Consider the following 13,506-nt stretch of genomic DNA (forward strand, 5'->3'; position numbering starts at 1 on the left):
TGCTGTCTGCAAAGCCATTCGCAGCCCCGTCCTTCCGAAGGAGGCGTCAGCCGTTGAGGCCGGCCATGGACACACAGGTGATCTGGTCCCGGAAGGGCTGACATCCGCTGGGTCCGGGCCGTATGTCCTGCCCTGCTCGGGCTGTTGCGGGTGGTGCCACCCGTTGCGTCAACCGGCGGGTGCCTGGGGGAGTTGAGGGCAGCACTCGCGCCAAGGCGGTGGTGTCGCGGGGATTGCGTGTCCCCGGCGGCCGGGGGTGGCGATCTGTTGCCGGTGACGTCGCGGTCGTTGCTACGGCAACTGAGCTGCCTGGACCGGGAGTTCATGAATGTCTGCGCCCCGCCATCGTTGACGACGGGGCGCAGGCTCGTCCGGCGGCCTGGTCAGGCGGTGCGGGTTCGTGACCGGAGCATGCGTCGGACCGTGTCCGAGCGTTCGAGGAGTGTCTTGCGGACCACGGGGGCCGCATTCTCGCAGGCTTGTTGGGCGGTTTCGATGTAGGAGTCGTCGATGGCGTGCGGCGGGAAGAGGCGGCTGGTGTAGATCATCGCGGGGATCATTCCGCCCTGGTCGAGCTGGGGGATGGCGTCCAGGTAGTGCTGGGCGTAGGGGGCGAGGAGGGTGTCCTGGCCGGGACGCCAGAAGGCCGTTGTCACCTGGCCGACCGCGTGCACGGGCACGGCGCGGTCGACGGTGACCTTCTGCCAGACCTCGGCCTTGGCGGCTGCGTCCGGCAGCGCGGCGCGCACGGTGAGGGCACGGATCCAGGCGTCGGGGTCCGGGTCGCGTGCGAGCAGGCGGGCGGCTTCGGGCGCGACGTCCGGGCCGAGTTCCGCCTCGCGAACGAGAGCGCGCCAGTGCAGGTCCACGTCGTCGCCTGCCTGTTCGCGCAGCCAGGCGAGGTCGTCGCGGGTGGTGGCGGTACGGGCCAGGCCGCGCAGCGCGACCTGGCGGCGGCCGGTATCGGCGGCGAGGCGCCGGCAGGCGGCCGCGACCGCCGCGGTGAGCGCGGGACGTTCGGCGGGCGGGGCCCAGAGTTCGGCGATGTCGGCTGCGAGTGTCAGACATGGCTCGATCACCGCGTCGGAGGTCTCGGCGGCGAGGATCTCGGTGAGGCACTTCCCGGCTTCCGCAGCCGTGGCCTCGCCCGTCGTGAGCATGTCCCAGACGGTGGCGGCGGCCACGCCGCGGGAGATGGAGGTGGGCAGCTGTGCGGCCTGGGAGAAGAGAACGTCCCTGGTGGAGGAGTCGGGGCGGGTGGTGGCGAAGGTGAGGTCGTCGTCATTGATGAGCAGGAGGTCCGCGGCGGGCGGCAGGCCGGCGACGGCGGTACGGGGGCCAGTCACCTCGATGCGCACCAGCGCCGTACGCTCCCATGCCTGGCCGCTGCGGCGGTAGGCGCCCACGGCCAGCACCTGGGGGCGCGGGGGCGCGGCGGCAACCAGGGTGACCTGTTCGCCGTCGAGCTCCAGCGAGAAGCGGTCGGTGCCGGCCGTCGCGAGCCAGGCCGAGCGCCAGGCGTCGAGGTCGCGCCCGCTGGCTTCCGAGAGCTCGTCGATCAGGTCCTGGAGGGTGGTGTTCCCCCACGCGTGGCGGGCGAAGTAGGCGGCCATGCCGGCCCGGAAGTGCTCTTCGCCTACGTACGTCATGAGCTGCTGCAGGACGGACGCGCCCTTGGGGTAGGTGATGTTGTCGAAGATCGACGCGGCCTGGGCGACGTCGTGGATGGGCTGGTGGATGGGGTGGGAGACGGGGCCCTGGTCGGCGAGATAGGCCTTGAGTTTGTCGCCTACCAGGTGGCCGGCCCAGGCGTCGGTGTAGCGGGTGGCGCGTTCGCTGGCCCAGTGGCAGGCGAACTCCGCGAATGCCTCGTTGAGCCAGAGGTCGTCCCACCAGCGCATGGTCACGATGTTGCCGAACCACATGTGGGCCATCTCGTGCAGCAGCACCTTGGCCAGCAACTCCCGCTCGGCGGGCGTCGGATCGGCCCGCCGCAGGAAGGCGTCTGACCAGGTCACGCAGCCGTAGTTCTCCATCGCTCCGCCGAACTCAGGCATGAAGACCTGGTCGTACTTCCGTTGCGGGAACGGCATCGCGAAGGCCTCGCCGAAGAAGGCCAGGCCCTGGCGGGTGAGGGTGAAGATCTCGTCGGCGTCGCGGTCGAGGACGCCGGCGAGCGAGCGGCGGGCGTAGAGGCCGAGGTCGTGGCCGTCGGCTTGGCGGCGGATCTCGTGGAAGGGGCCCGCATTGACGACTGTGTTGTACACGGCCAGGGCAGGGGTGTCAGGGAAGATCCAGCGGCGGGCTTTCTCCAGCTCCTCGATGCGCGCCTCCCCGGAGTTGCTGGTGACAGTCCACGCGGACGGGGCGGTGACCGTGAAGGCGTGCGGGGCCTTGAGATCGGGCTGGTCGAAACATGCCCACACGAACCGGGCCTCGTCCGGCTCGAAGCTCATCCACACATAGACCTCGCCGTCCGCGGGGTCGACGGCCTTGTGTACGCCCTCACCCGTGGCCGTGTCGGCCTGGACGCTCTCCACGCGCAGCACGTTGTGTCCGGCCAGCGCGGGCAGCGGGATACGGCCGTCACCGGTCGGGGTGAGCGCGGTACCGTTGAGCGTGGCGCTGAGCACCTGTGCCGCGCAGTCCACGAAGCTCTCCGCGCCCGGCTCGCGACAGGTGAAGGCCACGGTCGAGACGAAGCGGACCTCGGGCCCGGCGGGCAGCGCGGTGAGGTCAATGTCCACGTCGTACCGCTCGATGCTCAACAGCTCGGCCCGGCGCTCGGCTTCGGTACGGGTCAGGCTTCGTATTCCCATGCGTCCTCCCTCGGCAGACAGCGGGCGCCAGCGTATGACGGAGGGCGGCAGTCGGCGCAGTGGTTTTCCTCGGAGGCGTGTTCTGGGGCCGAGGAGGTGGAGGAGGGGCGACGGTGGGACGCGGGTCGGGTCGGGCCTGGGCGGCTCTGGACTCGGCTCATGACCTGTCGCGTGTGGCGGCCCGGGCCACGAAGCAGAACACCGACGCATACGAACGCGTCGTCCGGGGCCAGGCGATCCCCGCCATCGAAACGCCTGACAGTCGGTGGCTGCCGGGGAGCCGGTCCGCGTGACAGATCTTGCGGCGGTCCACGGCCTGGCCGGTGCCCTGGGGGGAGTCGTCCTGGGGGCTGGGGCAACGATTGCGGCCCTTGTGCGGCTGAGTCGCGATACCAGACGCCGGCGGCAACGGTTGGACGTTGGAGCCGAGTTCGACCGGGATGAGCCTGCGCAGGGCGGGGCGCGAGGTGCTGCTGCCCCTCGGTGACGCGGATGAGGCGCTGCTGCGTGATGAGCCTGTTGACCCCAAGGAGTTCAGGGCTGCGATGGGCTCCGCGCACCGGGAGGTGAGAGAAGGCGCAGACAACGTCGAGCGCGATGGCATCAAGTTCGTCCATCCGCGCGGCACGCCCGAGACGCGCTACTGCGAAGGGGCGTCACCGGAGGCCCGAAGTCTGCGTGACCTCACTGGGGCGATGGAGCGAATGACACGGAGCGTCTGTACGGCCGCGGGGGAGCAGGGTGGTCCGGATCGGGAGACCTTGGACTACACGGCCGCCAGTACAACGCGGTGGAGCAGCGGCGCCGACACCTCCTGGGCGCTCTCCTCGACCGGATGGACACGCTCCGGGGTGAGGGCCGGGTAGGTGCTCGGCGCCTGTCGTGTCCCGAGCGCCGCGAAGGTCGGCGACGCGTGCATCTTGACCCGGTTGCGGCGCTCGGGTGTCTCGGTGTGCTGTGCCGTGGGTCCGATTGGCTGAGGCGCGGCGCGCCTGGGTGGTGCGGGCGGCTGCCGGTGGACTATCGGTGGGACGGTCCCGGTGTGGGCCGCCCGGTATGGCCCCATCCCGTGAAGAGGTCTGGTCATGAAGGCGTTCGACGCCCCGCTGTTGCAGTTTCTCTCCGGGCGGAGTGCGACGTGAGCGGCGCCGGGCGCGGGGATGCGCCGGGCGGTGGCCGCTACGGGGAGGCCGTGTTCCGTCCGGAACAGGCGGGCGAGGGCGAGCGCATCGACTTCGGTGCTCTTGCCTACGACGGCTTCACCGTGGCGCGGCTGCGGGCGCTGGGGGTCGGCCCGGGGTGGCGCTGTCTGGACGTGGGGGCCGGCACGGGCACGGTCTCCCGCCGGTTGCTGGAGGAGGCGGGGGTTGCGGGCGTGCTCGCGGTGGACCGCGACGGGCGTTTCCTCAGCGCGCGGCCGATGCCCGGGCTCGAGGTGCTGGAGGCCGACATCACTGCCCCGGACGCCGTCAGGGGCCGGTTCCGGCTCGTGCATGCGCGTTTCGTGCTGATGCATCTGCCCGAGCGCGAGCGTGTGATCGGAGTGTTGGCGGATCTGGTCGAGCCGGGTGGTGTGCTGGTGCTCAGTGACGCGATCGACCTGACGGGGGACCGGACACCCAGTACGCCCTATGGCGCGGCGATGCGGGCGATGTGGCAAGGGCTGCGGGCCACCATCGGCACTGATGTGTCCTGGGTGCCGTCGTATCCGCGGCTGCTGCGTGCGGCGGGGCTGGTGTCCGTTGCTGCCGAGGTCCTGGTGCCGCCGCTGCTGCCGGGCAGTGCCATCAGCCGTTTCTGGGCGGACACGTGGGAGCGCAGCAGAGCGGCGATGCTCGCCACCGGCCTCGTCGACGACGCGGCCGTCGACGAGGCGCTGCGTTACCTGAGTTCCGTCGAGTGCGCCGCGCTGTCGGCCGGCATGCTCACCGTGTGGGGGTGGAAGCCCGGGGACGGGGACGGCGGGGGATGAGACGCCGTCGGCCGCGGGAGCGTTGACGCGCGGGGTGCCGGCGCAGGTGCACGGCCGCAATGGGCGCATGCCCGGTTGCCGGCCCAGCTCCTGCCGGAGCAGGACGTCCCCCAGCCGTCACTCCTTGTCAGGCCGCCGTCTGGTGGTCGACGGTGATGCCCAGTTGGCCGGCGACGGTGGTGAGGGCGGTGCCCAAGGGAAGCGCGATGCGCGTGAGGGCGTGCCGGTCGCCCCGGGTCACATCCCGGTTGACGATCAGTACGAGTTTCCCGGCCTGGGCCGCCTGGCGGACGAACCGGAGCCCGGACATCACCGTCAGCGACGAGCCCAGGACCAGCAGTGAGGCCGCTTCCTGGACCAGCGTGCGGCAGTGTTCGACCCGCTGGGGCGGGACGGCTTCGCCGAAGAACACCACATCCGGTTTGAGGATGCCGCCGCAGACCGTGCAGGGCAGTACGCGGAAGTCGCCGACCTGTTCGTCGGTGAGGTCGGCGTCACCGTCCGGGTTGATTCCCGCGGCCACCGGCTCGAAGTCCGCGTTGGCCGCCTCCAGCCGCCGGGCAAGTGCGCGGCGCGGGCTGCGGGCGCCGCAGGAAAGGCACAGGACCCGGTCCAGGCTTCCGTGGAGTTCGGTGACGCCCTCGCTGCCGGCGGCCTGGTGCAGGCTGTCGACGTTCTGGGTGATCACACCCGAGAGCAGGCCGTGGCGCCCGAAGGCGGCCACGGCCCGGTGTCCGGCATTGGGGCGGGCACGGCCGAAGGTGCGCCAGCCGAGGTGGCTGCGTGCCCAGTACCGGCGCCGGGCCTGCGTGTCGGCGGTGAATTCCTGGTAGGTCATTGGGGTGTGCCGGCTCAGGCTCCCGCCCTCGCCCCGGTAGTCGGGGATGCCCGACTCCGTGGAGATGCCGGCCCCGCTGAGCACCAGCACACCGCCGCGGCTCAGTGCCTCTGCGACTGGCTGCAGATCCGTGGTGCCCGCGGGCAGGTCTTCGCCGGGGGTCCAGCTCAGAGTGGGACGCATACGCATGCCGCCAGGGTACGGAACCGGCTGCGTCCCGTTCGCCCCTCGTCGCATGGTGCAGGAGGCTCGGCGGTTCCCCGGGCTGTCCGTGATCCGCCCCCTGGGGGTCGTCTGGTGTGCGGGACGATCGGCCCGGCCCACGACAGCGGTCATGGTCGTCGGCGCGGTACTTCGGGACGACTTGTCCGGTGCCGCTGCTGTTCGTCACGGCGTGCGGTCGCCGGCTGTGGTGGCCGGGTGCGGGGGGTGGCCGGGTGCGGCTGCTGTGCGTCGATGACCGTCGTCACGCGCCCCGTTTCGATGGCGTAGACATGTCCGGAGGCGCACATCCCGGGCCGTAATAGCGGCGATGCGAGCAGGCGCGCCACGTCATCCCGGACGGATCCTGTCCGGTTCCGCGGCCTCGGTCGCCCTCAGGGCCGATTCGTCGATGCCGGTCGCCTGTGCGGCCCGGCGCAGGAACTTCGGGTCGGCGAGGAATCCGGTCCCGCACTGGATGTGGTGCAGGATCGCGACCTCGAAGAGCGGCCCGGTCGCGCCGAACAGCGTCTTGGCCAGGAAGGCCAGGTATGCGAGGTCCTGGATGACCCACTGGGTGATCCGCCCCCCCCGGCGTTGCGTATGACGAAGCGGGACCTGGAGGGCCGACGACGAGACGCACACCACCCCGGGCGCCAGCCCCCGCCGGTCCATCGCCGTCGTCGTCTGCCTGCTGCTCGCTTCTGGGCCGGCCGACGGGGGCAGGTCAAGAGGGCAAGAGAGTGCTCCCCGGTGGTGTCGGGTGGTCGGCCGTGAGAGCTTCAGCCATGCTGGTGCAGGGCGGCACCCCTTCAGGAGACGAGGAGCACCCTATGCCGACGGATGCGGTCGGACGATTCCTGGCAGCCCTGGCCCCGGAGAAGCAGGAGGTCGTCGGCGCCAGGCCGCGCGAGGAACAGGAACGCCTTGCGGCGGCATGGGAAAGGGAATTGGAGGCGGACGACGAGCTCGACACTCTCGACGAGTTGTCGCCGCCCGCGGCAGAGGCCGAGGCGGCCCGCCGCGTCCTGGACCGCGGGATCGGCTAGTGCTCTGACCGCATTGGTTCGCCGGGTCGGTGGTCGGGGGCGGTTGGATGTGCTGTGACGTCCGATCCGACCGGTGGAGGTGTGGTGGCCGAGCCTGTGCGGGTGCGCAGACTCACCGATCAGGAAGGGCAGAAGCTGCAGCGGATCGTGCGCCGGGGCAGCATCAGTTCGGTGCGTTACCGGCGAGCGATGATGCTGTTGGCCTCGGCCGGCGGGAACCGCTTCCCGGTGATCGCCCAATTGGTGCAGGCAGACGAGGACACCGTCCGCGACGTGATCCACAGGTTCAACAAGATCGGGCCGGCCTGCCTGGACCCTCGGTGGGCGGGAGGCCGTCCCCGCCTTCTCAGCACTGACGACGAGGACTTCGTCGTTCAGACGGCCACCGCCCGACCAAGGTCGGCCAGCCCTTCACCCGCTGGTCCCTCCGCAAACTCGTCACTTACCTGCACCGGGTCCACGGCCGGGGCATCCGCATTGGCCGCGAGGCGTTACGGTGGCTGCTCGCCCGCCGCGGCGTCACCTTCCAGCGCACCACGACGTGGAAGGAGTCGCCCGACTCAAAGCGCGACGCCAAGCTCGACCGGATCGAGGAGGTCCTGGACCGGTTCCCGGACCACGTCTTCGCGTTCGACGAGTTCGCCCCCCTCGGCATCCGGCCTACCGCAGGCACGGGCTGGGCCCCCTCCGGCCACCCCGAGCGGCACCCGGCCACCCACCACCGCACTCACGGAGTCCGCTACTTCCACGGCTGCTACTCGATCGGCGACGACAAGCTGTGGGGCGTCATCCGGCGCAGGAAAGGCGCCGACAACACGCGGGCCGCCTTCAGGGCAATGCGCGCGGCCCGGCCGGACGGCGCCCCCGTCTACGTCATCTTGGACAACCTGTCTGCCCACAAGGGCCAAGAGATCCGCCGCTGGGCCAGGAAGCACCGGGTCGAGCTGTGCTTCACCCCGACCTACGCGTCCTGGGCCAACCCGACCGAGGCCCACTTCGGACCTATGCGGCAGTTCACCATCGCCAACTCTCACCACCCCAACCACATGGTCCGAACCCGGGCACTGCATGCCTACCTGCGCTGGCGCAACGCCAACGCTCGCCACCGAGATGTCCTGGCGGCCGAGCGTCGCGAACGCGCCCGGATCCGCAGCGAGAAGGGCATCGGCTGGGGCGGACGCTTGCGAATGGCAGCCTGATCACTCGCTGACGTTCAAGGTCGCACAGCCCGCTACTCCCAGATCGGACAGCACCGCCCGCAGCCGCTCCAGCGCCGCAGCCGTGTCCGAGCCCTCCACGATTTCAAGGTCAAGATGGCAACGACCCATGCCACTGCCCGCCCCGGTGACCTCGCCGTCGAACTCGAACGCCGCTTCCAAAGCCTCCTCGACCTCATCACGGTCGATCAGCAGCCCCACGAAGACGATCTCGACGAACACCCCAGCCCTCTCCCTCTCAACCCGGCGAACCATAGCGGTCAGAGCATTAGGTCCGAGCCCTGGGATCTGCGAGCCGTCCGCTATCCGATGACGAGAGCCAGTTGAGCGGACGGTATGGCGCTCAGTGAGGCCGCGGCAACGTACTGAGCGTGTTGAAGGTTGCCATCAGTGGGCGCGCCGCGAGAGCCAGCACAAAGAGTCGGTGGTTCCGTGCGCCCCCTGTGCACCGGCACTGATGGTTAGGTCACGCTTACCGCTCGTTGCCTGAGGGGATGGCTTGGGTGTTCCATCAGCGAAGGCCCTCGGCGCGTGTTCCTGGCTTCCCAACCCGAAACGCGCCAAGGGCCTCAGTCCCAGGTGAACCTGAGAGGAGAGGCACGTGACCGTACCTCAGTGTGTCCATGCCCCGAGTGACAGCCCTGCACACGGCGCGAAGTGGCACAGCGTCATCATCGTGATCATCACGATGGTTGTACTTGGAGGGCTAGGCGTGAGCCCTGAATGGCTCGCCTCCGCTGCCGCCCTCGGTGGCGTGCTGCTGAGCGGTAAGCAAGCCGGCTGATACAGGCAGAAACCGGCTAGTGGGTCTCTGCCTTCAGCCTCTGGCGAGGCAGAGACCCGAGCGCGTCCGCAGGAAACATCAGCATCCGATCAAGAACCGCTGGCATGTGATCAAGGTTCCCTGACACAGGACAGAGAGGACCGTGTGGACGCTGACCTGCTGCGCACCCTCGGGGTCGACCCGGCTGCCCTGGATGCGGCCCCGTCGTGGACGCCCTACCGCGGCACGGCTATGGAGCGGCTCGACGGCGGCCACCGCTGCGCCCGATGCGGTCAGCCGGCGCGGGCAACCCGGGTCGTCGACGTGCCCGGTCTCGGCCGGTGCTGGCTGGACACGTGCCGGGACGACTTCCTCGCCGTGACCCGGCTGCTGCCGGCCCGGATGCCGTCGATGGTGGAGGGTATCGTCCCCAACCTGCGCGAGGTGGCCCGGGATGCGGGCGCCCCGCTGACGATCTTCACCGACGACGGAATGCCTGGGTGACCCCGTGGACGACGCGCGCTACCACCTCACTCTGTACACCGGCGCCCGGCCGGTGATGCAAGGCTGGTGGGGCAGCTGGGACACTGCGGACGGCGGACGGCATGTTCACGCTGTGGATCGGTAAACACGGCAACGTCGAAGCGGCCCGCATCGTCCTCGTGGACGAGGAGGAGTGGCGGGTCCTCGGGTCCTGGCCTGACACGCGCTTCCTCAATCAGCGTCGACAGGCCCTTGGTGGCATTGGCCGTAAGGCGTCCCACCTTCCCCATGAACGAGGGCGACCGGGCAGTCGGCTGCACACTCGACGAGCACGGCAGCGTGTTGGCGATCATCACCTCGGCCATACGCCTGACCAAGGGCGGTCATAAGCACTGCCTGTGATCTGGGCGCAGGCTCTGACCGGCGTCCCCGGCGTCCCCGGCGTCCCCGGCTGCGCAGGCGACCGATGGACGGTAGGAAAGACATAACGGACTCCGCCCTGATAGCGGGTATCGGATCCGCCTATGGCCGAGCCGGAATCCCTGGAAGGCGCAGGCGCTTTGGGCTCCCGTCACCTCACGCACGAGGTGGCGGGGCGACGGAACGCGGCCCCCTCCGCACTCCGTTCGTTCCTCACTTTTCGATTCGAAGGACGGCTCCCATGGGTTCTGTCGATCTGGCCGAGCGTGTGGACCTGGTGACCGGGGCGACCAGCGGCATCGGTGCCGCGACCGCGGCGCTGCTCGCCGAGCGCGGCGCGCACGTGCTGGTCGCGGGGCGCGATGCAGCCCGCGGCGCTGCGTGTGTTCGTCGGCCTTGCCGGCGGACTGCGAGTTCCGCCGGTCGAGGGGCTGGCGAAGCAGGTCAGGGCGGCCTCGTGTGATCACGGGATCAAGCGGTGGCGGCTGTGTCTGACGCCTGAGCAGATCGCGTCCGTGGCGTACGGGTTGTGGCTGCACCAGATGACCGGCTCGGCCGCGGAGGCCAACCGCTTCGCCGGCGAGTATGGCGTCGTCCACTATCCGGCCAGGGCTTCGGACAATGGTGCTCCGGCCGGCGACGGACTGCCGTCGGCGGCCCGAGCGGCCACGCATGATAGTGCGGGAGTCAGCGGGCGAGGGCGAGGGCGAGGGCGACGGTGATGGTCCCTGGTAGCCGTCGGCGTCGGCGTTCTCCCTGGGCATGATGCGGTAGCCGCGGCGGGCTGCGACCAGCCTGATCCAGGTCTCCTGGTATCTGTCCGGCACCGAGGTCGGCGCCCGAACCGCCGTCTGCGTCCTCACCCACGACGCCAAGTTCGACATTCCCCTGCTGCGACTCGCCCTCGCCGGTCGGCTACGTCGCGCGCTGACGGTCGCCTTGCTGGAGAGCGTCAATGACGGGGTACTGGATGATGATGTCGTCCCTCTCGTCATCACCACCCTGATCGCTGCCGTGATGCGGAGAAACGTGCGGGTGACGTGGTCGTGGACGTCTCATCCGTGATCAACGCCAAGCCCGGCTTCGGTGATAGCACCTGATCCCGGTCGCTGCGCTTCCGTCGAACCGAGCCGCGTCGCGGCCACGAGGTGGGGGTCTGCTCCCGCTCGCAGACTCCGGCCTCGGGTAGCTGCTGCATGGCACACCGGGTCGAGAGACACCAGAGCTGTGAGTGACTCTGCCTCGACCCATTTTGGTGAGCCGTAGCTTCAGGAGGATTCCTGGATGATTTGCTCGGACCAGATCGTCTTGCCGTACTGGCCATGGCGGCAGCCCCATCGTCCGCCGAGCTGGGAGACGAGGAACAGGCCGCGTCCTCCCTCGTCGGTTGTGCGGGCACGCCGCAAGCGGGGTTGGGTGCTGCTGGAGTCGGTGACCTCGCACACCAGGACGCGGTGGCGAATCAGACGGAGGTCCATCGGCGGACGGCCGTAGCGGATGGCGTTGGTGACCAGTTCACTGACGATGAGTTGGGTGGTGAAGAGGAGGTCGTCAAGGCCCCACATGGTGAGTTGGCGGGTTATCCACTCTCGAGCTTGGGAGACGGCGGCCGGATCGGCCGGGATCTCCCAGTGAGCGGTGTCCTCCGCCGGGACGGCGCGGGTGCGGGCCAGCAGCAGGGCCGCGTCGTCGCGCGGGGCCTGGTCTGCCAGGTCGGCGAGGAGAGCCCGGCCGGTCTCGTCCAGGGCACGATCGGGACGGCAGTGCGCGGCGAGGGCTTCCGTCAGGCACGGCAGGCCTTGGCCGATGTCGCGATCGCCCCGTTCGACCAGGCCGTCGGTGTAGAGAGCGAGGACACTGCCCGGCTCCACGTCGATCACGGTGGTCTCGTACGGCATGCCGCTGAGGGCGAGTGGTGGCCCCGGGGAGATTTCGACCGCTTCGGCGGTCCCGTCGGGCCGGACCAGGACGGGTGGCGGATGCCCGGCACTGGCCATGGCGCAACGCCTGGTGACCGGGTCGTAGACCGCGTACAGGCATGTGCCGCCGACGATGTCGCGGTCGCCGGACGGGGCTTCGGCCGCGAGGCGCTGAATCAGGTCCGCGAGCCGGGTGAGCAGCTCGTCCGGCTCGAGTTCCAGGTCCGCGAGCGTCTGGATGGCGGCGCGCAGGCGGCCCATGGTGGCGCTTGCGGGCATGCCGTGGCCGACCACGTCTCCGGCGACAAGGGCTACCCGGAGAGAGGGCAGAGCAATGGCGTCGTACCAGTCGCCGCCGATGTCCGCTCCCCCGCCCGCGGGCAGGTAGACGCCGGCGGTCTCGGCTGCCGGAGTGTCGGTCGTGGCCGGGGGAAGGAGGCGCTGCTGCAGCGCTACGGCCGCCCGGTGCTCGCGCGTGTAACGGCGAGCGTTGTCGATGGCGAGGGCACCCCGTGAGGCGATCTGTTTCATGAGATCCGCCTCGTCCTCGGTGAAGGGGTCGGATCGGCCGCAGCGCCAGGCCGATATGGCGCCGAGCGTGTGCCCGCGGGCATGCAACGGTGCCACCATCACGGAATGGGCGTCCTTCGGGACGAGATATTCGACGAGCTGCGGGACTCTGACCATGGCGATGAAGTCGTCAAGGCCGAAGACGACTGGCTCGCCGTGTCGGAAGCTGTGCAGCAGGGGGTGGTCAGGAAGGCGTGGGATGGACTCGCCGCGCTTGATGCCGGCCGGCCACATCGCGCTGGTGGGCGCAAGGGCCGCGTTGCTCATGTCTCCACCGCCCAGTTGCTTCAACGGTTCGTCCCCGTCGAAAACGGAGTGCGCAAGGTCGACTGCGGCGAGATCCCCGAACGCAGGTGCGAGAACGTCCGCAAGGTCCTGCGCAGTGCGCACGACATCCAGGGATCCTCCTACTCGCTCGGCCACCTCGCGGGCGAGATCAAGATGACGGCGGGCGCGCATCTGGTCGGCGTTGTCGAAGTACAGGGCCGCGACCCCCGTGGGGCGTCCTCGTGCGTCCTCCAGACGGAAGGCGGACAGCGACAGCGCGTGCTGTCGCGCCGGATCGTGCCGCCAGCTCACTTGCTGGCTGCTGCGGACCACTGGGGCACCTGTCTCGAGTACCTGGCGCAGTACTGCCTCGAGGTTCTCGGCGTCCTTGGCGCACAGCACGTCGCTCAGCCGAGTACCGGGCTGTACCGGACGGCCGTCGAGAGTGCCCGGCGTGGCGTTCGTCTGAACGGTGGTGAGATCCGTGTCGTGCACAGCGATCGTGATCCGGTTCTGTGCGGACAGTGCTCGCAGGAACGCTGCGCCCTGCTCGTGGTCGGCGACGTGGTGTGTAGGGGCTGCCAGGACGAGGACCTCCGCCGAGCCCATCACCTTGGTGGTCCGGAAGGCGACATCGATCGTGCCGCCGCACTGGTGCCACAGCCGTACCCGGCCTGACGCCGCCGTCTCCGTGGCGCCGCGCAGGTCGTCCGGGAGTTCGGCCATCAGTTCCTGCACGGGGTGGCCGCAGACATCCTCGGCGCGGAACCCCGTCAGGTCCTCTGCTGCCCCGGTCCACCGCACCACCGTGCCTCGATTGTCGAGCACGGCGGCTGCCGGACCGTCGAAAACGTACAACCTGTCGCTCGGACCGGAAGCGGAGACGCCCGTCGATCCCTGGGAGGCGCCTGCCGAGCAGGCGTTCTTGACATTCTCTATGTCCATCTATGGCTTCCTTTACGAGAGCCTGCGGCTCGAGGGATCGGCA

11 protein-coding genes and 1 pseudogene are annotated in these 13,506 nt (G+C 69.8%); 6 read left to right on the forward strand and 6 right to left on the reverse strand.

Annotation, left to right across the window (positions count from 1 at the left end):
- Window positions 1-383: 383 nt before the first annotated feature.
- On the reverse strand, window positions 384-2,819 hold the full coding sequence (gene pepN / locus ACZ7M2_RS41675; protein WP_471599756.1) for an aminopeptidase N: 2,436 nt from the start codon (window positions 2,817-2,819) through the stop codon (window positions 384-386).
- A 766-nt stretch (window positions 2,820-3,585) separates the two neighbouring features.
- Complete coding sequence (locus ACZ7M2_RS41680; RefSeq protein WP_471599757.1) at window positions 3,586-3,738, reverse strand: hypothetical protein; 153 nt, start codon at window positions 3,736-3,738, stop codon at window positions 3,586-3,588.
- Window positions 3,739-3,957: 219 nt separating this feature from the next.
- Here ACZ7M2_RS41680 and ACZ7M2_RS41685 point away from each other — a divergent pair, with 219 nt between their 5' ends.
- Window positions 3,958-4,791: a methyltransferase domain-containing protein gene (locus ACZ7M2_RS41685; RefSeq protein WP_471599758.1), complete on the forward strand. Its 834-nt coding sequence runs from the start codon at window positions 3,958-3,960 to the stop codon at window positions 4,789-4,791.
- 127 nt (window positions 4,792-4,918) lie between these two features.
- Here ACZ7M2_RS41685 and ACZ7M2_RS41690 read toward each other — a convergent pair whose 3' ends face one another.
- Window positions 4,919-5,818, reverse strand: coding sequence for an NAD-dependent protein deacetylase (locus ACZ7M2_RS41690; RefSeq protein ID WP_471599759.1), 900 nt, complete (start codon window positions 5,816-5,818; stop codon window positions 4,919-4,921).
- Window positions 5,819-6,181: 363 nt separating this feature from the next.
- Window positions 6,182-6,505: a hypothetical protein gene (locus ACZ7M2_RS41695; RefSeq protein ID WP_471599760.1), complete on the reverse strand. Its 324-nt coding sequence runs from the start codon at window positions 6,503-6,505 to the stop codon at window positions 6,182-6,184.
- A 158-nt stretch (window positions 6,506-6,663) separates the two neighbouring features.
- On the opposite strand from ACZ7M2_RS41695, the gene ACZ7M2_RS41700 reads away from it, so the two are divergent.
- Together ACZ7M2_RS41700 and ACZ7M2_RS41705 are read left to right on the forward strand one after the other, a co-directional pair.
- Window positions 6,664-6,879 carry a hypothetical protein gene (locus ACZ7M2_RS41700; protein WP_471599761.1) on the forward strand — a complete coding sequence of 72 codons (216 nt, stop codon included), beginning with the start codon at window positions 6,664-6,666 and terminating at the stop codon, window positions 6,877-6,879.
- Between the two features lie 84 nt (window positions 6,880-6,963).
- Window positions 6,964-8,078 (forward strand): annotated as a pseudogene (locus ACZ7M2_RS41705) (IS630 family transposase).
- Here ACZ7M2_RS41705 and ACZ7M2_RS41710 read toward each other — a convergent pair.
- Complete coding sequence (locus tag ACZ7M2_RS41710) at window positions 8,079-8,318, reverse strand: hypothetical protein (RefSeq protein WP_471599762.1); 240 nt, start codon at window positions 8,316-8,318, stop codon at window positions 8,079-8,081. It lies immediately after the preceding pseudogene.
- 706 nt (window positions 8,319-9,024) lie between these two features.
- Between ACZ7M2_RS41710 and ACZ7M2_RS41715 the strand changes: the two genes are divergently transcribed.
- The 3 genes from ACZ7M2_RS41715 to ACZ7M2_RS41725 all read left to right on the forward strand — a co-directional run bounded on the left by ACZ7M2_RS41715 (window position 9,025) and on the right by ACZ7M2_RS41725 (window position 10,484).
- Window positions 9,025-9,363 (forward strand): hypothetical protein, encoded by a 339-nt coding sequence (locus tag ACZ7M2_RS41715; protein WP_471599763.1) that lies wholly within the window; start codon window positions 9,025-9,027, stop codon window positions 9,361-9,363.
- A gap of 640 nt (window positions 9,364-10,003) precedes the next feature.
- Window positions 10,004-10,225 carry an SDR family NAD(P)-dependent oxidoreductase gene (locus tag ACZ7M2_RS41720; protein ID WP_471599764.1) on the forward strand — a complete coding sequence of 74 codons (222 nt, stop codon included), beginning with the start codon at window positions 10,004-10,006 and terminating at the stop codon, window positions 10,223-10,225.
- On the forward strand, window positions 10,125-10,484 hold the full coding sequence (locus ACZ7M2_RS41725) for a DUF6417 family protein (RefSeq protein ID WP_471599765.1): 360 nt from the start codon (window positions 10,125-10,127) through the stop codon (window positions 10,482-10,484). The genes ACZ7M2_RS41720 and ACZ7M2_RS41725 overlap by 101 nt, the downstream gene beginning before the upstream one ends.
- Before the next feature lie 546 nt (window positions 10,485-11,030).
- On the opposite strand, the gene ACZ7M2_RS41730 is transcribed toward ACZ7M2_RS41725, so the two are convergent.
- Window positions 11,031-13,463 (reverse strand): ATP-binding SpoIIE family protein phosphatase, encoded by a 2,433-nt coding sequence (locus ACZ7M2_RS41730; protein WP_471599766.1) that lies wholly within the window; start codon window positions 13,461-13,463, stop codon window positions 11,031-11,033.
- Between the last annotated feature and the right edge of the window lie 43 nt (window positions 13,464-13,506).

It is taken from the genome of Streptomyces sp. NPDC111507 (assembly GCF_055638955.1).